This window comes from Maricaulis maris MCS10 (assembly GCF_000014745.1).
Classification (GTDB): Bacteria; Pseudomonadota; Alphaproteobacteria; order Caulobacterales; family Maricaulaceae; genus Maricaulis; species Maricaulis maris_A.
The window spans coordinates 3,173,887-3,193,106 of sequence record NC_008347.1 but is presented as its reverse complement, the minus strand read 5'-3'; the positions used below and the strand labels follow the sequence as shown (position 1 = coordinate 3,193,106).

22 protein-coding genes are annotated in these 19,220 nt (G+C 62.4%); 7 read left to right on the top strand and 15 right to left on the bottom strand.

Annotated elements, in window-relative coordinates:
- Positions 1-106: 106 nt before the first annotated feature.
- The 6 genes from MMAR10_RS14990 (at position 107) to MMAR10_RS14965 (ending at position 5,612) form a co-directional block, all read left to right on the top strand.
- Positions 107-844 (top strand): ABC transporter ATP-binding protein, encoded by a 738-nt coding sequence (locus tag MMAR10_RS14990; RefSeq protein ID WP_011644834.1) that lies wholly within the window; start codon positions 107-109, stop codon positions 842-844.
- Positions 844-1,584, top strand: a complete 741-nt coding sequence (locus MMAR10_RS14985; protein WP_041637947.1) for an ABC transporter permease — start codon at positions 844-846, stop codon at positions 1,582-1,584. The genes MMAR10_RS14990 and MMAR10_RS14985 overlap by 1 nt, the downstream gene beginning before the upstream one ends.
- Positions 1,581-3,425, top strand: coding sequence for a GldG family protein (locus MMAR10_RS14980; protein ID WP_011644832.1), 1,845 nt, complete (start codon positions 1,581-1,583; stop codon positions 3,423-3,425). Before MMAR10_RS14985 ends, MMAR10_RS14980 begins: the two co-directional genes overlap by 4 nt.
- Entirely contained in the window at positions 3,422-4,468 is a 1,047-nt protein-coding gene (locus MMAR10_RS14975) for a DUF4340 domain-containing protein (RefSeq protein ID WP_011644831.1), read from the top strand. The genes MMAR10_RS14980 and MMAR10_RS14975 overlap by 4 nt, the downstream gene beginning before the upstream one ends.
- Positions 4,458-4,847, top strand: coding sequence for a VOC family protein (locus tag MMAR10_RS14970; protein ID WP_011644830.1), 390 nt, complete (start codon positions 4,458-4,460; stop codon positions 4,845-4,847). Before MMAR10_RS14975 ends, MMAR10_RS14970 begins: the two co-directional genes overlap by 11 nt.
- Positions 4,848-4,934: 87 nt before the next feature.
- Complete coding sequence (locus MMAR10_RS14965; protein WP_011644829.1) at positions 4,935-5,612, top strand: DJ-1/PfpI family protein; 678 nt, start codon at positions 4,935-4,937, stop codon at positions 5,610-5,612.
- An 8-nt stretch (positions 5,613-5,620) separates the two neighbouring features.
- On the opposite strand, the gene MMAR10_RS14960 is transcribed toward MMAR10_RS14965, so the two are convergent.
- Positions 5,621-6,118 (bottom strand): MmcB family DNA repair protein, encoded by a 498-nt coding sequence (locus tag MMAR10_RS14960; protein WP_011644828.1) that lies wholly within the window; start codon positions 6,116-6,118, stop codon positions 5,621-5,623.
- Between the two features lie 127 nt (positions 6,119-6,245).
- On the opposite strand from MMAR10_RS14960, the gene MMAR10_RS14955 reads away from it, so the two are divergent.
- Positions 6,246-6,644 carry a metallopeptidase family protein gene (locus MMAR10_RS14955; protein WP_011644827.1) on the top strand — a complete coding sequence of 133 codons (399 nt, stop codon included), beginning with the start codon at positions 6,246-6,248 and terminating at the stop codon, positions 6,642-6,644.
- A gap of 2 nt (positions 6,645-6,646) precedes the next feature.
- On the opposite strand, the gene MMAR10_RS14950 is transcribed toward MMAR10_RS14955, so the two are convergent.
- The 14 genes from MMAR10_RS14950 to MMAR10_RS14885 form a co-directional block, all read right to left on the bottom strand.
- Complete coding sequence (locus tag MMAR10_RS14950; RefSeq protein WP_011644826.1) at positions 6,647-8,623, bottom strand: DUF3857 domain-containing transglutaminase family protein; 1,977 nt, start codon at positions 8,621-8,623, stop codon at positions 6,647-6,649.
- A 135-nt stretch (positions 8,624-8,758) separates the two neighbouring features.
- Entirely contained in the window at positions 8,759-10,375 is a 1,617-nt protein-coding gene (locus MMAR10_RS14945) for a tetratricopeptide repeat-containing sulfotransferase family protein (RefSeq protein ID WP_011644825.1), read from the bottom strand.
- A 174-nt stretch (positions 10,376-10,549) separates the two neighbouring features.
- Entirely contained in the window at positions 10,550-10,948 is a 399-nt protein-coding gene (gene rplS / locus MMAR10_RS14940; RefSeq protein WP_011644824.1) for a 50S ribosomal protein L19, read from the bottom strand.
- Positions 10,945-11,685: a tRNA (guanosine(37)-N1)-methyltransferase TrmD gene (trmD, locus tag MMAR10_RS14935; RefSeq protein WP_011644823.1), complete on the bottom strand. Its 741-nt coding sequence runs from the start codon at positions 11,683-11,685 to the stop codon at positions 10,945-10,947. The genes rplS and trmD overlap by 4 nt, the downstream gene beginning before the upstream one ends.
- Positions 11,678-12,235, bottom strand: a complete 558-nt coding sequence (rimM, locus tag MMAR10_RS14930; protein WP_011644822.1) for a ribosome maturation factor RimM — start codon at positions 12,233-12,235, stop codon at positions 11,678-11,680. The genes trmD and rimM overlap by 8 nt, the downstream gene beginning before the upstream one ends.
- A 199-nt stretch (positions 12,236-12,434) precedes the next feature.
- The gene (gene rpsP, locus MMAR10_RS17235; protein WP_011644821.1) at positions 12,435-12,893 is read right to left on the bottom strand and encodes a 30S ribosomal protein S16; all 459 of its coding nucleotides are present in this window, start codon (positions 12,891-12,893) and stop codon (positions 12,435-12,437) included.
- 12 nt (positions 12,894-12,905) lie between these two features.
- A complete protein-coding gene (locus tag MMAR10_RS16975; protein ID WP_150099806.1) occupies positions 12,906-13,424 on the bottom strand; it encodes a hypothetical protein in 519 nt (172 codons plus the stop codon).
- A gap of 7 nt (positions 13,425-13,431) precedes the next feature.
- A complete protein-coding gene (ffh, locus tag MMAR10_RS14915; RefSeq protein WP_011644819.1) occupies positions 13,432-14,997 on the bottom strand; it encodes a signal recognition particle protein in 1,566 nt (521 codons plus the stop codon).
- A 210-nt stretch (positions 14,998-15,207) separates the two neighbouring features.
- Positions 15,208-15,393: a hypothetical protein gene (locus MMAR10_RS14910; protein WP_011644818.1), complete on the bottom strand. Its 186-nt coding sequence runs from the start codon at positions 15,391-15,393 to the stop codon at positions 15,208-15,210.
- Between the two features lie 378 nt (positions 15,394-15,771).
- Positions 15,772-16,116, bottom strand: coding sequence for a hypothetical protein (locus MMAR10_RS14905; RefSeq protein WP_011644817.1), 345 nt, complete (start codon positions 16,114-16,116; stop codon positions 15,772-15,774).
- 54 nt (positions 16,117-16,170) lie between these two features.
- Positions 16,171-16,779, bottom strand: a complete 609-nt coding sequence (locus tag MMAR10_RS14900) for a hypothetical protein (RefSeq protein WP_011644816.1) — start codon at positions 16,777-16,779, stop codon at positions 16,171-16,173.
- 70 nt (positions 16,780-16,849) lie between these two features.
- Positions 16,850-18,124, bottom strand: coding sequence for a dicarboxylate/amino acid:cation symporter (locus tag MMAR10_RS14895; protein WP_011644815.1), 1,275 nt, complete (start codon positions 18,122-18,124; stop codon positions 16,850-16,852).
- A 98-nt stretch (positions 18,125-18,222) separates the two neighbouring features.
- Entirely contained in the window at positions 18,223-18,519 is a 297-nt protein-coding gene (locus MMAR10_RS14890; RefSeq protein WP_150099805.1) for a hypothetical protein, read from the bottom strand.
- 130 nt (positions 18,520-18,649) lie between these two features.
- The gene (locus tag MMAR10_RS14885; protein ID WP_011644813.1) at positions 18,650-19,171 is read right to left on the bottom strand and encodes a carboxymuconolactone decarboxylase family protein; all 522 of its coding nucleotides are present in this window, start codon (positions 19,169-19,171) and stop codon (positions 18,650-18,652) included.
- Positions 19,172-19,220: the final 49 nt, after the last annotated feature.

Sequence of the window (19,220 nt, the reverse complement as noted above, 5' to 3'; positions counted from 1 at the left end):
TCGACACTCAAATTCCCCTCATGAATTGGACGACTTGCCTTGCCTCTGGCCAAGCGAGCCGCGTCGCGGTAACGCTAGGTCAGTCAGATCATGAGCCCTGCGAAACATGCTGGTTGCCGATCAACTCATCAAGGATTTCGGGTCCTTCCGTGCGGTCCAGGGAGTGAGTTTCACCCTGGAGCGCGGTGAAGTGCTCGGCTTTCTCGGACCCAATGGTGCGGGCAAGACCACCACCATGCGCATGCTTGCCGGCGGGCTTGAGGCAGATGGCGGAAGCGCCTCGATTGCGGGCTATGATTGCACTGCCCAGCGCCTCGAGGCCCAGTCGCGCCTGGGTTATCTTCCCGAAGGCGCGCCGGCCTATCCCGCCATGACGCCGCGCAGCTTTGTCATGTTCGGACTGCGGGCCCGTGGCTTTTCCGGTGAGTCCCTGAAACGCGCGACCGGCCTGGCCTTGGAGCGTGCCAACCTGGGCGCCATGGCCGATCACCCGATCGGCACGTTGTCCAAGGGCTATAAACGCCGCGCTGCGCTCGCCGCCGCCATCGCTCATGATCCGGCCGTGCTGATCCTGGATGAGCCGACCGACGGGCTCGATCCGAACCAGAAAGATGGCGTGCGCCAGCTGATCCGGGACATGGCGCCGGAGAAGGCGATCATCATCTCGACTCATATTCTCGAGGAAGTTCCGGCCGTGTGTTCGCGGGCCATTGTCATCGACCAGGGTCGCATCCTGTTTGACGGAACGCCGAACGCGCTTGCCGCCTCGGGTCCGGACAGGACCGTCGACGGCGCCTTCCGCAGTCTGACGCAGGCGGCTGCAGATGCCAGGGGGGCGGCGTGATCCATTCCCTCGAAGCTGTCTACCGGCGTGAAGTCAGCGCCTATTTCCAGACGCCATTGGCCTATGTCTTCCTGGCGGTCTTCGCCTGCTCCGCGCCGGCATTTGCCTTCCATGTCGGGCGCTTCTTCGACACTAACCGGGCCGATCTGGCGCCGATGTTCGACTACCTGCCATGGCTGTTTGTTGTCTTGATGCCGGCCCTGGCCATGCGTGCCTGGGCCGAGGAGCGTGATCGCGGCACGCTGGAATTCCTGATGGCATTGCCGATACCGCTGTGGGCTTCCACGGGCGGCAAATTCCTGGCCGCCTGGTCGATGGCCGCGCTGGCTCTGGCGCTGACTTTCCCGATGTGGCTCGCTGTGAACTATCTCGGCGCACCCGACAACGCCGCCATCGCCACGGGATATCTGGGGGCCTGGCTGATGGCGGGTGGATATCTGGCGGTCGGACAGGCCCTGTCTGCGACCACGTCCAACCAGGTGGTCGCCTTCGTGCTCGGCACCGGCGCGGCGTTCATTCTGACCATGGCCGGTCATCCACTCGTGCTGGCGGCACTTGGCGAAAATGCGCCCGCCAGCGTGTCGGAATTCGTTGCCGGATTGAGTGCGTTTGAGCATTTTGACGCTTTCCGGAACGGCGTGATCGGTGTTCCGGACCTCGTCTACTTTCTGGGCCTTATCGTACTGGCCCTGACGATTGCCGGTGTGCTGGTGGCCGAGCGGCGCGGAGGCGGACGATGAAACGCTCGCTTTTTCTGCCCCTGATGGTGATCAGCCTGATTGTCGTGTTTCTGGCGGGCAACGGACTGGCAGGTCGCTGGCTGGGAAGTGCGCGACTGGACCTGACCCAGGACGGCCTCTACCGGCTGTCGGAAGGGTCGGTTGCCGTCATGGACCGGCTCGAAGAGCCTGTGGAATGGCATTTTTACTATTCACGGGCCGATGCGGCGCAATATCCGGCAATCCGGGCGTATGCGACGCGTGTGCGTCAATTCCTCAACGCTTATGCAGATCGATCGGGCGGCCGTATCCGTGTTGTCGAGATCGATCCGGAGCCGTTTTCAGATGACGAGGATGCGGCACTGGCGGCGGGGCTGACGGCCATGCCGAGCGACGGCGGGGACCGTCTGTTCTTGGGCCTGGTGGCGCGGAACTCGGTTGACGATGTGGCGGTCATTCCGCTTTTCAGGGAAGAGGCCGAGGCCCGGCTCGAATACGCCCTCACGCGTTTGATTGTCGACATCGAACGACCGCAGCGCCCACGCCTGGCGATCCTCACCAGCCTACCGCTCAGCCCGGATGAGGGTGCACCGAACACCTTCATCGCCGAGCTTAATGCCGCCTACGACCTTGTCTGGTTGTCGCGCGATTTCGACACCATACCCGAAGCGGCGGCTTTGCTGATCCTGCACCCCGGGGCCCTGACCGAGGCGCAATACTACCTGGTCGACCAGTTCGCGCTCGAGCGGGGTCGCGTGCTCGCCTTCATCGACCCGCTGGCACACGTCGCCCTGCGACCGGGACCGGATGGCCTGCCACCGCTCAATGCGCGGCGTGCCTCCGATCTGGGACCGCTGCTGCCGCGCTGGGGCGTCAGTTATGATCGCGAAACCGTCAGCATGGACAGACAGCTCGGACTGCCGGTGGAAATTGTCGAGGCCGATGGCCGCGCCCGCCGCCGGGCCTATCCACTCTGGTTTTCGCTGGGGCCGGGTCAGATCAGTCAGACCGATCTTTCGACTGCGACACTCGACCTGGGCCTCAATTTCGGATCACCGGGCGCATTGCAGGCCGCCTCCGTTCCGAACCTGCGCGTTACACCGCTCCTGGCGACATCGCCTGAAGGCGCGCTGCTAGATGCCGACATTGCAGCCGGAGCACCGGGTCCCGATGCCCTTTTGCAAGATTACGAAGCCGCCCCCGAGCCGCCCGTTCTCGCTGTTCGCGTCACCGGATCGATAGAAACAGCCTTTCCGGATGGCCCGCCGGCCGGCGATGTCGCCTTTAACCCGGGCGACCACCGCCAAGTTTCCGCTGCGCCCGTCGACATCGTCATTGTGGCCGACGTCGACTGGCTTGATGACAGCTATTATGTTCGCAATGATCCCGGTGCCGGTACCCAGTTTGTCGCTGATAACATGACCCTAGCGCTCAACCTGACCGACATGGCGGCGGGCGATCCGGCACTGGTCAATCTGCGGTCGCGCACACCGTCTGTCCGGCCGATGACCCGTGTCGAAGATCTGCGCGCCGATGCGGAAGCGCGATACATCGAAACACAGGACCAGCTCGAGAGTGAAATTGCCGAGGCCGAGGCCCGGCTGGATGTTCTGCTTGGCAGTGGGCAGGCCTCCGCCTTGCTGTCCGACTCACGTCAGAGCGACCGGGAGGAAGCGATCCGCCTGCGCGAACAGATATCCCGGACCCGAGAGCAATTGCGGAGCATCGAGCGGGACTTCCGGCGGGATATTGATGCGCTGAACGCAGACCTCCAATTCTGGACAATTGGCGTTCCGCCAGCCTTGGTGATCCTGTTCGGGGTTGCGGGCCTGTTTGTCCGACGCCGGCGGAGGCGCGCATGAGCCAGGTCGCGAACGCCCGTCGGCGGGCTCAGCTAGTCGCTGTTGCCACGGCTGCGGCCGTGCTGTCGGCGGCGGCTGTGGTGACAGCCATTCTGGACGCGCGAGCCGTCTGGCGGCCAGAGGTCAGCGGCCCGGTCCTGCCCGACTGGTCCCGGGCGGTCGCATCGGCGCAGGAGATCGAGATAGTGGGTGAATCACGCGCCACCTTGGTCCGGGCCGACGGCGTCTGGCAGATGCCCAGTCGGGACGGCTATCCGGTGCGCCCGGAAAGCCTTGCCGCATTGGACGCCTATCTGACTTCGCTGGTTTTCGAAGGGGCTCGTACTGCCAATCCGGATCGACTTGGCCGACTTGGCCTGGCCGCACCGGGCGACGCGCAAGGCGGCACCCTGATCGCGGTGCGTGACCAGGCAGGCGACACCCTTGCCGAAATTATCCTGGGCGACGCGCGCGACACGCTTGTCTATGTCCGGCAGCCGGACCGGTCACGAGCCTATGCCGCCCGGTCCGGAGCCAGGGCCGCCACCGCGGTCGACCTGCTACCGGCGGATGCCTGGCTTGATCTTGATTTCCTAGCGCTTGGCGCCAGCGATATCGCTCGTGTGGACATCCAGCCAGAAACCGGCCCGGCCTATCGATTGGTGCGGGCCGCCACGACATCGCGCAATTTCTCGCTGCGCCAGCCTGCCGGCTGGCAGCCGATCACGGCAGCTGCCGGCAATGGCCCCGCAACAACGCTTGGCCGGTTGCGGTTCCGCGATGTCCGCGCGGCTGACCGGCTGGGGGGCTCATTCGTGGCCCATCACACTGCCGACACGTTTGCGGGGCTCCGTGTTCGTATTGACGTCAAGGCACTTGGTGAAACGCGCTGGGCTTTGATTACGGCTTCGGCCCTGACGGATGATGCCGAGGGCCAGGCCGTCGCGCTCAATGCCAGGACAGAAGGCTGGGCCTATTTGATGTCTGACCTGACAATCGACCGCTTGATCCGTCCGCTTGAGCGGATAGCGGACCCCGGAACCGAGGCTGTCGATGCGCCTTAACCAGATTACCATCCCGGTTTCCGAAATCGCCCGGTCAAAAGCTTTTTACGAACGCCTCGGATTTCGCCTGCTGGTCAACAGCCCCCATTATTGTCGATTTCTGGCCCCACAGGGCGATACGACGTTCTCGCTGCATGTCGACGAATCGGTTCAGCCGGGCGCGGTCATCTATCTCGAGGCGGATGATGTGGATGCGGAATTCCGGCGCTTGCAGACGGCGGGCTTCCGATTCGAGACCTCACCGCGCGATGAAAGCTGGCTCTGGCGCGAGGCTGTCCTGCTCGACCCCGACGGTCACAAGATCAAGCTCTACCACGCCGGCAAGAACCGGATCGACCCGCCCTGGAGGGTTGCTTGCGATACCCGGTCCGACGACTGATGCGGGTTGACCGGATTTGCCCGGACTTTGTCATGTTTCCGGAATCAACGCCTCGCTAGCCTTGAGTGGCTGGGATCGGAGATAGACATGACTCGCTTGCGCCATATCGGTTTTCTGCTGTTTGACGACCTGACCCAACTAGACTTCACCGGACCCCTGCAGGTCCTGAACCGTATCCCCGGCGCCACCGTCCATCTTGTGGCGCGTCAGCAGGGACCGGTCCGCACTGATTGCGGCCCCTTCATTCTTGCGGATACGGATTTTGCCAATTGCCCCCAGCTTGATTTGATTTGTGTTCCCGGTGGCTGGGGCATTGATCAGGCGATGGAGGATGACGCCACACTCGATTTCCTGCGCCGACAGGCGGCGGGGGCGCAGTATGTCACCTCGGTCTGTACCGGTGCTTTCATTCTCGGGGCCGCCGGGTTGCTTGACGGGGTCAAGGCCACCACACACTGGCGTTATCATTCAGCGCTGCCCCGCTTTGGTGCCATACCGGTCCAGGCTCGCGTGGTCCGGGACGGGTCGGTGTTTACCGGCGGCGGTGTGACCGCGGGCATCGATTTTGCGCTGACCATTGTCCGGGAAGTCTTCGGCGAAGGGCTCGCCCAGGCCATACAGCTTGGCCTCGAATACGACCCGCACCCGCCCGTCGATTGCGGCTCACCGACCAAGGCATCGCCAGCCATTCTGGACGCTGTCGATAGCCAGTTCGCGCCACGTTGGGACGCCTTCCTGCGAGTCGTTGACCGGTTGACCGGATAGCCAGGTGTCTAGTTGCGACCGGGAAGAATGTCGCTGCCCGCCTCCCCGGGGCGCATGAGCCGGTCGGCCGCAGCTCTTGCAAATCGCAAAGTCAGCGCCTTGCGACGAGCGGGCGCGAGTGTGAATGTCGGACATTCGCGGACCACGGCGCCCCCAAATCCATCGGCGATGATCAGGCCGGCCTCGTCCGGGATCACGTCATGGGGGAAGCGCTGGGACACAGCAAAATATAGCCGGTCGCAATAACCCGCATAATTCGTCCATTTGTTGTCGGCCCGGAAGTCGGCAATGCCGGACTTGATTTCGACGATAGTGATCTCGCCCTTGCGTCCCAGCGCTGCCAGATCGGCACGGCGGCCGTCCGGCAGGATGAATTCAGGGATGGCGCTATAGCCCATGTGCCAGAGCAGGCGGGCCGCGCCACGCCTCAATGCTTGCGCATCGTCTATGTCCGGATTGGCAACAGAGGCGACAGGGTCAAGGTCCATAACGGCAGTCTGTTCCATTTTTGTTCACGCGACAAGCAGGAAGAGCCACAGCGCGACCCTGCGTGCAGACCGGGCTGACGGGCAGCCTGTGCAAGCGCGGAGCCTGGGTTCACACTGCAAATGGCAAGCATGAAAGGGCTGTCTGATGGTCGCAAACCTGTTGGCGCCGAATCTGGAAGACTTCGAAGCGCTGGCCCGGAGCGCCTATGAGGCCTTGCCGGCGGAGATGCTCCGCCTGTGTGACGGGCTTGAGATCTTCATTGCCGACTTCGCGGATGATGCAACCCTCAAGGCCGTGGACGTGGACAACCCGTTTGAACTCACAGGCATCTATATGGGCGTTGACCTGTCACAGAAATCGCTCGCCGATCCATCGCCGGAACCGGACCGCGTAGTCCTGTTCCGGCGTCCCATCCTTGATGAGTGGGCCGACCACGGATCCATCACGCTGGGCGAGTTGGTCACCCATGTCCTGATCCACGAAATTGGCCATCATTTCGGCCTGTCCGATGACGACATGCACCGCATCGAGGAGGCCGGCTGACCTTATGGCGAGACCAGGGACCACCGGGTCAACTGGTTGATCTGGTCGCCAAGGGCCAGGGCTGCGGCGGCTTCTTCTGGGGGCAGATAGGGGCGGTCGACCAGCAAGGTGTAGTCCAGCGTGATGCGATTGCCGTCCCGGCTCCGGACGGTTGAGAAATCGATCCCGTCGACGGTCAATTGTCGCGCCTCCGGCTCCAGCGTCCAGTCAGCCATGGCATCTGGCAGGTCCACAACGAGGCGAGCGGTTTGGTGCACCGGATAGGTCAGCGTCAGAGGGAAGCGACGATTGCGTTCGGCATTGCCGTTCGTTGGCGAGCGCATCTGCATCCGTGCACTCGCCTGAAGACGTTCCCCATCCTCATGGGGTGTCAGCACGTTTTCGATCCCGATCTGCATATGCATGATCAATACATTGGTTTCGCGGTCGTCTTCGATGGTCAGATCCCGGGTCGAAGAGACAGCGCCAAATCGCGCGCCATACTGATCAAGGAAGCGCTCCTGCAGGTCGGCTCGACCGGTTCGCGACAATGAGGTCCGGGCGCGATCGGCCCCGAGGTTGCGGGCGGTATAGGTCACCTCCAGTGTTGCATCGCCGTTGATCGAATGGATTGTCAGCGCTTCCTCGCCTTCAAAGAAAGATTCGCCGAACTGGGTCGGTTCCATTGCAACGGGTGCAGCCCCGTCCGTGTTGATCGGCAAGGCGAAGCCGAAATCGGGTTGGTCCAGGGTGTCGAGCCGTCCGCCCTGCTCGCGTCGTGTCCCGTCAAGCCAATAGGCCTCACCGTCCAAATAAGCGCGTACGATCACATGATTGAACGCGGTGTGCCGGGGCAGGCCATCGAGCAATGCCCGGCCCTGACTGGTGTGAACGAGAGCCGCTTCCGCCTCGATATCCAGGGCCTCAAGCAGGGCAATGAGCAAGACCGTCTTGGCTTTGCAATCGCCATAGCGCCGTTCGAGCGTCTCTGGCGGCATGGCCGGGACGTAGCCACCTGCGCCAAAGCTGATCGCGAGGTAGCGGATCTCGTCCTGGGTGAAGCGCAAGGCTGCCACCAGCTGATCGGCCGGATCGGCATGCTCGGCCCTGATCCTGTCGGCAATCTCATCAACGGCGTCAGACGATCCTGGTTGATACATGGGTGCCGACCACCGGGATACATCCTCCCAATTTGCAAAATCAGACAGTTGCAGAGACGGACTCTGACGGATCCAGGACGGCGCGCTGCGCTCCCCGGTGAAAGTCGCTGTCGGTATCGGGCCAAAGCGGAGCGTCTGGGCGGGACCCTCACTGGAGGCGGTTACATTGGCCGCGGCGGCGGGCCCGAGTTGGCGATAATGGGGCGGGCGCGAATTCGGCCAGGTTGATGTGACCAGCATGCGCTCGACAGGGGCGCCAAAACCGAGCCGGATTTCCCGGCTGTCATTGGCCGGCAGAGCCGGATTGCGACCGGTGATCGTGTAGGAATACTCGACCCGGTCGCCGATGCGGATATCGCTGAACCGGACGATAGCCGTTGCCCGGCCGTCGAACATCCGGCGCTCAAGCCGGGTCTCGCGGCGGGCGAACTCAATGGTCGTGCTGTCTGTCCGGTCCTCAAAACTGCCGTCGCGCTCGACGCGCAAGGTGTGGAATTCCAGGGTTTGGAAGGCCGGATTGAAAACCACGGTCCCGTTGGCCACCGAATCCACCCCTCCCGAGGTGACGGGTTCCGAGATGATCCGCACATATTCCCGGGGATCCTCCCCCATATTGGTGTGCTCGAGCTGATACAGCGCGTAGCGAACCCCACCCTCGGCCTCGAATACTTCCGTGCCGCGGGCCGGTGGAGCCAGTTCAGAAACGAAGTTCGGCGTCGGCGTGAAAGTCGCAGAATCCGGTAGCGTGCCAAGGGCGGTGGGATCAGACAGTGCCGGTGAAGTGTCGCCAGAAGCCGGACTTGTGACATCGGCCACGTCCGGATCGCCATGTTGGGCCATCCAGTGATACCCAAAATAGCCCCAGCTACCGACGAGAAGTAGCCCGAGTACGCCGATACGAACGCCTGACAACGCCAATGTCGCCCCCAAAAGTTGCTGTCACCACACTAGCAACTCAAAACCGCAAGGGAAGGCCTACCTCTCCGGATAGCGCCAGCGAGTGACCCACGGAGCCAGCTGATCGGCATAAGGTGCCAGTGCCGCGGCCTGGTGTCGCCAGGCACCAATGGCCTTGTCGTGTATGGCTTGTTCAACTTGCGGCGCGGAGGGTGTCGACAGGCTGGGCGACAGGCGTTCACGATAGTCGGCCATCTCGCTTTCCCATTCCAGGCCGAGTGCCAACAGCACGCGCGCGATCTCATCCTTCATGTCAATGACGAGGTCCTCATATCGCAGCTCGGTCACCCGCAGATCAGGCGCGATCCGTCGGCCGGCATCGGCCGCGGCCATCGCAGCCTCATAGAGCGCGACCGTGTCGGCGAGGGTGTAAGTGCGCAGCATTGCCGTATTCAGCCGGAACAGGCGTTTGAACGTGGAGAAGACCGCGTCTCGCGGATCCCGCAGGGCCAGGATGATGCGTGCATTGGGGAAGACGTGCCCGATCACGCCAAGCCAGGGCAGGTTGAGCGGCAGTTTGTCGATGAATACGGCGCTCCCGGGCGTGGCCATCCGGTCGACCCGCTCCCAGTATTCCGATTGCAAACGGGCCCGGTTGCGCGGCAGGGCGGCAAAAAACCGGCGCAGAGACTCCGTTGAGTCGCCGGCTTCATCGAGGATGGGCTGCAACAAGGCTGCTTCATCGCTGGATGTAACCGCGGAATGGCTGGCGAGGATCTGCTCGAGAAGGGTCGTGCCCGAACGCGGGAAGCCGACCAGGAAGATCGGCGACCGCCCTTCAGGGGCCGACCCCGATTTGGGCGGGGACAGCTTGCCATAGGCTGTCTTCAAGCGTTTGAGGCTGTCCAGCCCGTGCATCTCGTCGAGAAACTGCCCTCCCGGGGCGAGGTGCTCGCGCAATGCGCCATAACCGGCTTCCCACGCTGAGAAGGCGGCCTCGTGATCGCCCATCGCTTCGCACGCATCGCCCAGGCGTCTCCAGACTGAAGCATTGTGGGACGCTGTCGAGCGGCTGGCATCGAACTGGGTCTCGATCAGCGTTCGGGCGGCCTCCGGTTTTCCATCGGCCATATCAGCACCGGAACGGGCGGACAGGGCGACCGGATCCGTCGGCTCACTGGCCAGCACGGCATCGGCATGGATCCGGGCGCTGGCCCAGTCGCGCTGGTTCTCGCAGACCCAGGCCAAGCCGCGTCGGGCCTCGATGTTGGTCTCGCTGAGATCGAGAGCCTGTTGATAGGCTTGGCGGGCCGCATCCAGATCACCGACCTGCCGTTCCAGAAGACCGCGCATCAGATGGGGGTCGACAGCCGTCGGAAAAGCGTCGGCAATCGCTTTGAAGCGAGATCGCGCTGCGTCGAACTCTTTCAGATCACCGAGGATCTGCGCGGCTGCGAGCTCGAAACCCAATTGGCCCGGCGCGGCATCACAGGCCTGTTTGATCCAGTGCAGCGCGGCGGTCCGGTCCTGCCGGGCGCGCCGGCAAATGGCCTTGAGATAGAGCCCGTTTGGATCCTTTGGCAGTCCGGCGAGGATGGCGTCGGCCACCGATTCCGCATCGACAAAGCGATGGTCACGATAGGCGGCGAAGCCGGATTGGGAACGGGCAAAGGCTTCTTGCGGCGTCATCGACATGTCGGTGGCGATCCTGTGATCAGGCAGTTGGATGGGCGAGCATCGATATTTCCGCACAGAAAGCCTGGCGGGACCAGTCGCAAGGACAGGCGCTTGGACTGACTGCCAGTCAAGAAAAAACCCCGCCAGCCAGGCTGACGGGGTTTTTCGTGTCGCTGTCGCGAAGAGGCGGGACTAGCCCTTCTTCTTCGGCTCGCGCTTTTCGATGCCACGACCGGTGACGCGTTCGGCGATACGGGCCGACTTGCCGCGACGATCGCGCAGATAGTAGAGCTTGGCGCGGCGGACCTTACCTTTGCGCTTGATCTCGATCTGCTCGACATTCGGCGAGTAGAGCGGGAAAACGCGCTCGACGCCTTCACCGAAGGAGATCTTGCGGACAGTGTAGCTCTCGTTCAGGCCACCGCCATTGCGGGCGATGCAGACGCCTTCAAAGACCTGGATCCGCTCACGTTCGCCTTCCTTGATGCGAACATGGACGCGCAGCGTATCGCCGGCGCTGAAATCCGGAATTGTCTTTTCACCCAGGACGCGGGCGGCTTCTTCTTGTTCAAGCTGCTCGATCATGTTCATCGTGCATTCTCCTTGCGGGCCTTGTACCTCGTCCAGAGGTCGGGGCGACGCGCCTTCGTAATTTTTTCCGCCTGCTCCCGGCGCCAGGCCTCGACCCGGCCATGGTGTCCCGACAGCAGTACTTCCGGGATCTCCCGATCCTCGAACACGCGCGGTCGCGTGTAGTGAGGATATTCGAGGAGATCACCCTCGAAACTCTCGTCTTCGGTCGACATCGGGTCGCCCAACACGCCGGGGAGCAATCGCACACAGGCCTCTATGAGAACCTGCGCGGGCGCTTCGCCCCCGGCCAGTACGGCATCGCCAACACTGACCTCTTCCATCTCGCGGCTTTCGATCACCCTCTGGTCGAGGCCTTCGAAGCGTCCGCAAAACACGACAACGCCCGGACCCTTCGCCCATTCCCGAACCCGGGTCTGGGCAAGCGGCTTTCCGCGCGGCGTCAAATAGATCAACGGTCGTTTCCCGCCTTGCCAGCGAGACTGCACCGCATCAATCGCCTCCGTCGCGACATCCGGCCTGAGCACCATACCGGCGCCTCCGCCAGCTGGGGTGTCGTCCACGGAGCGGTGCTTATGACGGGAAAAATCCCGGATGTCCACAGTTTCAAGCGCCCACAACCCATGATTCGCAGCTGTTGCAATCAGCGAAACACCCAGCGGTCCCGGAAAGGCATCCGGGAAGAGGGTGAGCGCGGTCGCAGTCCAAGGCAGGGAAGGGCTGGTGGCGTCAGTCATCCGGCGCTCCGCCACCCTCTTCCTCAGCCTTCGAGCCGACATCTTCCGGCGGGTCGATCGTGATCACGCCCTCGGCAATCGAGACATGCGGGACGAATTCGCGGGTGAAGGGGAGCATCCAGCTGCCATTGCGGTCGGGCGTGCCGGTGATTTCCAGCAGGTCGCCGGAGCCGAAATTGTGGACGGCCTTGAGAGTGCCCATCGGGGCGCCGTCGAGGCCCTGGACTTTCAGGCCGAGCAGGTCGGAATGGTAGAATTCGTCCTCTTCCAGTTCCGGCAGGGCCGAACGGAGGACGTGGAGCTTTGTACCCTTCAGGGCCTGGGCCTTGTCGCGGTCGAGAGGCTCGGCGAAGCGAACCACGAAACCGTCCTTGACCGGACGCGCGGCCTTGGGGGTCAGTATGGTCTTGCCGTCAATATCCAGGAAGGCGCCATACTTGAAAGCGTCAGCCGGATTGCCGGCGAAGCTCTTGACCTTGCACTCGCCACGGACACCGTGGGCGCCGGCGATGGCGGCAATAAAGACGAGATCGTCGGCGGGCTCGGTCATGATGTGTATCCTGAGAGGGATAAGGCCCTCGCCCTCGATGGGCGAGGTGGGCCCTCCGTCGCCTGGGCGAAGGAGGGGTCGGAGTGGGTGAAACAGTCGGCGAATTCACGCTTTGCGTTTCACCCCTTCCGTCCGCTGCGCGGACACCTTCCCCATCAAGGGGAAGGACCGTCCACCCAGCGTGTCAGGAGAAAGGGTCCTATTCGGACTTTTCTTCTTCGGCAGCAGCTTCAGCGGCCGGGGCCTCTTCAGCAGGCGCTTCTTCAGCAGCCGGGGCGGCAGCGGCGGCCTTGGCTTCTTCTTCGGCAGCCTTGCGGTCAGCTTCCTTCTCGGCCTTCTCGGCAGCGAGTTCCTTGGCTTTCTGGCCCGGCTCGGCCTTTTGCGGGTTGTTGCTGGCTTCCCATTTCCAGGCGTCAGCCTCGATCTGGTGGATGAAGCGACCGACGCGATCGGTCGGCTTGGCGCCCTTGGCGATCCAGGCCTTCACCTTTTCCATGTCCAGCTCGACGCGCTGACCGTCTTTCGGCAGCATCGGGTTGTAGGAACCGATCTTTTCGATGAAGCGGCCATCGCGCGGCGAACGGCTGTCGGCAACGACGATACGGTAATAGGGACGCTTCTTGGCGCCACCACGGGCGAGACGGATTTTCAGAGACATAGGGGTATTCCTTCAGTTTGATCTTTGAATTTCAGATGTCAGGCAACGGCGAGCAATGGCCATTCCGCCGAGCCGGTGATGATGGTTCTCTCCTTGAATAAGGAGAAACTTTTGATCGTGGTCGCGCGGGTCGGCCACACACACACTGAACACTTCGTTGGTGTTAGATTTGAATTCGACGCCGGCATCGACTGTTACGTCGTGTTGGCCATATTGGTTGTGGTGAACCGACAGGATATCGACGTCGTGAATCCACGCTTCACAACCACGAACCTGGACAGCAGATTCATCGGGCTCATCGTCCAATTTTGCACTGATAGCGCCATAGCGATCGCCGGAATCGGTTTCGAACCATTCTGCGGTCAGGCATACTGGTGCCTGATCCCGGCGCATGATCCAAACGGCTTCGGCTTCGACCCACCCCTCTTTGATGTGATGACATGCGGCTCTTGCCAAAACCATGCCCTCAGCATCGACAGATGTCCTGAGTAGGTCGGCTTCGTCAGCGCGTATGTGATGGGTCAAAGTCATGTATCAGTTATTTCTTCGGCAGACCGAGCGGCAACCCGTCCGGACCGAGCGGCATGCCGCCACCCAGTCCCGGCAGGCTCGCAGGCTTGCTGGTGTTTGAATTGCCCAGGCCAGGCAGCTGTGAGCCGGATGGCGCCTTGCCGCCGAGCAGGTCTTGTGTGGCGCGGCCCATATCGGCCGGGTTCATGCCGCCCATCTGGCCGCCCATGCCTGGTGGCATGCCGCCGCCCATACCGCCCATCATGCCGGCGAGACCGCCGCGGCCGCCCTTGGCGGCCTTCTTCATCATGTCGGCCATCTGGCGGTGCATCTTGATCAGCTTGTTGACGTCCGCGACCTGGACGCCGGAACCGGCGGCGATGCGCTTCTTGCGGCTGGCTTTCAGAATTTCCGGCTTGGCGCGTTCCTGCTTGGTCATCGACAGGATGATGGCTTCCTGGCGGGTCAGCATCTTGTCGTCCATGCCGGCAGCGGCCGCCTGGGCCTGCATCTTCTTGTTCATGCCCGGCAGCATGCCCATGATCCCGCCAAGCCCGCCCATGGTCTTGAGCTGGCTGAACTGTTCGCGCAAATCGTCGAGATCGAATTTGCCCTTGGCCATTTTCTTGGCCATGCGGGCGGCTTTTTCCTCGTCGACATTCTGCGCGGCCTTCTCGACCAGCGAGATGATGTCACCGCGACCGAGGATGCGGCCGGCGACGCGCTTGGCGTCGAAGGCGTCGAGCCCGTCGGGTTTTTCCGACACACCGAGGAATTTGATCGGCAGGCCGGTGACGTGGCGCATGGAAAGGGCAGCGCCGCCACGGCCATCACCATCCATCCGGGTCAGGACCAGGCCGGTCAGCGGCAGGCGGTCATGGAAGCGGCGGGCGGTCTCGACGGCGTCCTGACCGGTCAGGGCATCGGCGACCAGCAGGGTCTCGCGCGGATTGGTGACGCGGGCGATATCATGCGCCTCGGCCATCATCTCTTCATCGATCGAGGTGCGACCGGCGGTGTCGAGTATGACGACGTCAAAGCCCTGCAGGCGACCCGCATTCATCGCGCGTTTTGCGATGTCGACGGCGCGTTGGTTTGGCACGATCGGCAGGAAGGCGACGTCGATCTGTCCGGCCAGCTGCTGCAACTGCTCCATCGCCGCCGGGCGACGGGTGTCGAGCGAGGCCAGCAGGACCTTCTTCTTCTGTGTTTCCTGGATGCGCTTGGCCAGCTTGGCCGAGGTCGTGGTCTTGCCCGAGCCCTGCAGGCCGGCCATCAGGATGGCGATCGGCGGTTCGCCCTCGAGCGACAGGCCGACCGGCTCGCCTTCCCCGCCCAGCAGGTCGACGAGCGCGTCATGGACGATCTTGATGACTTGCTGGCCCGGCGACACGGCGCGGATCACGTCTTCACCGACGGCGCGTTCACGGATCTGCTTGGTCGCAGCCTTCACAACATCCAGGGCGACATCGGCTTCGAGCAGGGCGACGCGGATTTCGCGCAGCGCCGCATCGACATCCTTCTCCGACAGAACACCGCGTCCGGTGAGCTTGTCGAAGACGCCGCCAAGTCGTTCTGTGAGTGTGTCGAACATCAAAACCTCAATCCATCGCCATCAACGCAAAGCAAACCAGCCCCGCTGAGCGAAAACTTCGCCGAGCAGGGTTCTCGCCGACCTCCCCCGACCAGTTGGGGCGGATGTGCCGGTAAGACAAGCGGTGTGCTTGCATGATGAAGCGGGGCTAGTACGTGCCGTGTGGAAAAGAGTCAAGCCGCAAGCGGGCCGAGACCAGCCTGTCAGGCGCTAGCGGGCGCCGGCGGCTGCGTCACCGGCCACGGCCACGGTCTCGCTCTGCGAGAAGCGCAGGCTGGGACCGTCCGGACGGGCAGACAGCATGACGCCGAACAGCGAGGCAAAGATCAGCGCTGCCGTCAGCCACAGAAGGGCTGTCTTTGCGAGCATGCTGATTGCGAACTGTGCCTTGTCCATCTTGTCCTCCGGGCGACATGCCCGACCTGTCTGCGCCGTGTTTGCGCGGTGTCATTTCACGGTTGAGTCCGTTAACGGAGCCCTACCGCAGGGTGGGTGAAACGGGTTTATCGTTAAGACAACTCAAACACGCTTCAACTTGTCAGATCGGCGTAAGCTCTAATTGTGGCCCCAATATGGGAGGCCGCCCGGGCCATTCAAGGTCCGGCTGATCACGCGCTGGTGAACGACCCGATTGAGGGGACGGAGTGCGCCGAACCACCCGTTGGGACAAACAGTCGGGTAGTTCGGCGCGAGGCAGAGTGACGCGGGTGTATGGAGGGGAAAGCCGCGGCCACTCTTGGGACGGGATATCTACGTCGCCGGGGCCGGAATGGATCACGGCTCGCCGGGGCTTTGATGATGGGTGCGGCCTGATCGCGTCGAGAGTGACAAAACCCGCCTCGCGCGGATGCACAGCCAGATGCCGGTCCAGACATTGCCCAGCACGAAAACCGGCAAGACCCAGAACAAGGTTGATCGCCAGTCCCGCTCCACGGCCGCAATGAGGACCGCGCTGATCAGGAAGCCGAAATAAAGGTCAAAAAGCGTGACCCGTCCCCAGGGGCGCGTGGTCAGCCACGCGCCGGCGGACGAGAAGTCGCCTTGCCAGATTGCCAGGATGATCAGACCGGTCAGCGCAGCTGTACCGAGGGCAGCGAGGAGGCGGATCAGGGAGCGCATGTGGGATCGGTGTTGTTGGACATGCGTCTGCTACGTCACATCTCGGACAGCGGATCAGTCCTCGATCCGGCACTGGTCGATCGGTTCACGCGTTTGTTGGGGAAAATTCGCCAGCCAGCAATCATCAAAGACCGAGCAATAGCAAAGCTCGATCTCCAGCGTGCGCCGGGCTGTGTTCAGGGCCTCCCAGACGGCCCGGGCTTCAGGGTTTTCAGGATAATCCAGCCGAGCAAACACGACGGTCTGCTGTGGTGCGAACACCCGTCCGCCAATGACCTCGGTCACAAGGAACAGGCTGCCATCCATGAACAGGCGTTCGACATGCGCGTTCCTTTCCTCGCTCGTGAGGCTTGCTGGCGCGCAGCACTCGGCAAAGTAATGCAGCGGTGATTGCACCGCTTCACCCTCATTGATGAGGCGCATATAGCGCACCTGAGCCGGGCCCAACCCGCTATTGGTGAACTCGAAAATGAGCGAGCGCATGTCCCGGGTCGTATCGTAATTCCCGTGCTGGAATTCCATGACCGGCCAGACGCTGGCGGCCAGGGTGCGCTCCATGACCACGCTCTGATGCACGGCCACGAACAGGGAGGCGACGGAGATGACGACGACACTCGCCGCCACCACCAGTTCGACGATGCGATAGGGCATTTTCACACGCATATCTCCTCGCCCCTTGCTGCCCGTTCAGACCCGACAGGAATCGGGTCTGCCGGGCCGTCTCCCCGTCGCGCTAGATCACGGCAGGGTCGCGGAAGCGTTTCTCGTCCAGCTCGCCTTCCCACTTGGCGACGGCAGTCGCGACGGCGGCATCGCCGGTCACGTTCACGGCGGTGCGGGCCATGTCCATGATCCGGTCAACCGGGAGGATGAAGCCGACGACAATCGCGGTGTGTTCCGGTGTCACGCCGAAGGTCTCGAGAACGATCGCCAGCAGGAACAGCGAGGCGGACGGAATGCCGGCCGCGCCAATCGAGACGATCGCGGCAGTGAAGGCGATCATCACATAGTTCATGAAGGTGAGATCATAGCCGAAAGCCTGGGCCGTAAAGAGTGCCAGGATGCCAAGGTAAAGGGCTGTTCCGTCCATGTTGATCGTGGCGCCCAGCGGCAGAACAGAGCCGGCGACGGACTTTTTGATGCCCAGATTGTCGGAGGCAGCGGCGATGGTCACCGGCAGGGTGGCCGACGAAGACGCCGTCGAATATGCGACCGCAATCGGGTCGGTCATGCCGCGGAAGAAACGCACCAGGGGCAGGTTCAGAACAATTCGTACGAGGAAGCCATAGGTGATGATCGCGTGGGCGATCAAGCCGAGATAGACGGCGACGATCAGGACCAGAATGGACTGCAAGGCTTCGAGACCCTGGCTGGCCGCCGTGTAGCTCACCAGTGCGAACACCCCGAACGGGGCAACTTCCATAACGTAGTGCGTAATTTTAAGGACGACTTCCGATGCCGAGTTGAACAAGTCGCCAAGCGGCTTTCCGGCAGCGCCGGTCGACAGGATGGCAACGCCCAGGAAGAGCGAGAAGAAGATGATCGCCAGCACATCACCGTCCGCGAGGGCGGCGACGGGATTGGTCGGCACTATTTCAAGCAAACGCTCCGTTACAGACGGTGGGTCCGTGTTGACGGGAACGGCTTCGACTCCGGCCAGGTCAACACCCGCACCGGGCTTGAACAAAGCACCGAATGTCAGGCCGATCACGTTCGCAAAGAAGGTGGTCACCAGGTACAGCCCGATGGTTTTCAGGCCAAGTGATCCCAGTTTGGAGGGTTTGCCCATGGCGATCACGCCAGCCACCAGCGTGGTGAAGATCAAAGGCACGATCAACATGCGGATCAAGTTGATGAACAGCAGGCCGACAGGGCGGACATAGGTGTCAATCCAGTTGGTGGCGGCATCCTGACCCATCGTGTTGGATGCAATCAGCCCGAACGCGACACCCAGCACCAGAGCCGCCAGCACGCGCTGCCACAATTTGATCTTGAACCACCAGCCCATGAAATCTCTCCCCGATGTCCGCATGCCTTGGGCGCACGCGTATCGGTTCGCACACTAGAGTGTGCGTTGACGGGGTCAATCATTCGACGTGGTGGTGGTCAGTCCGCCTTGGAGGCGTAGGTCGCCTTGAGGATCAGGGCGGGCATATTGCTGAGGATCGCGACAAGGCCGGCCAGGATCAGGAGTGATCCAAGATTGCCGCTGCCCAGGGCGAGGCCGAGAAGGGCCATGCCGGTACCGACCTGTGCGGTCCGGGACACCTGCAGCCAGGACTCATCGGCATGGCTGCGGGCCTTGTTGATTGTGTCGCGCGAAAACCAGATCTGTCCGCCACGGACATCATGGTCCGTTCCGGTGGAGCGACGGGGTAGAGGGTCGAGCGTATGGTCAATCATGGACATAAGCTCATTATACGGACTTATTTTTGAGAATCAACTGGCCTGTGGGTAACTCGTTTTTAAATCTTCTATCAGCCAATTGGAGGCGGTTGTTGAGACCGCCCCAATTGTGACAAGGGGCAGAGAATCAGGATTCGGCGGCCAGAACTGCGGCGATGGCGTTTACGGTCGCGGCAATTCGCACGGCGGCCTGGACCTGGGTGGTGGTCAGACCGTGCTTGCGCAATTCGGCTTCGTGGCTGTCGATGCACAAGCCGCAGCCATTGATCGCGGAAACCGCCAGCGACCACAGCTCGAAATCGGCCTTGTCGACGCCCGGATTGGCGAGGATGTTCATGCGCAGCTTGGCCGGAAGCGTCGCGTATTCCTTGTTCTTGGAAAGGTGGACGAAGCGGTAATAGACATTGTTCATGCCCATGATTGCCGATGCGGCCTTGGCAGCGGTCAGCGCTTCATCGCTCAGTCGGGTCTCGGCTTCAGCCTTGATGGCCGCCAGGGTTTTGGGTTCGCCGACCGCATGGGCCGAGGCGAGGAATGTGCCCCACTTCTTCTGGTCATCAAGCTCGGTCTCGCGCCCCAGTGAGGACAGGTTGAGTTTCAGATCCTTGGCGTATTCCGGCAGCTCATTCTTGAGGGCATCGATCGACATCATAAACTCCTGTGGACGATATGCGGATGAAACGCATTCGCAATATTGG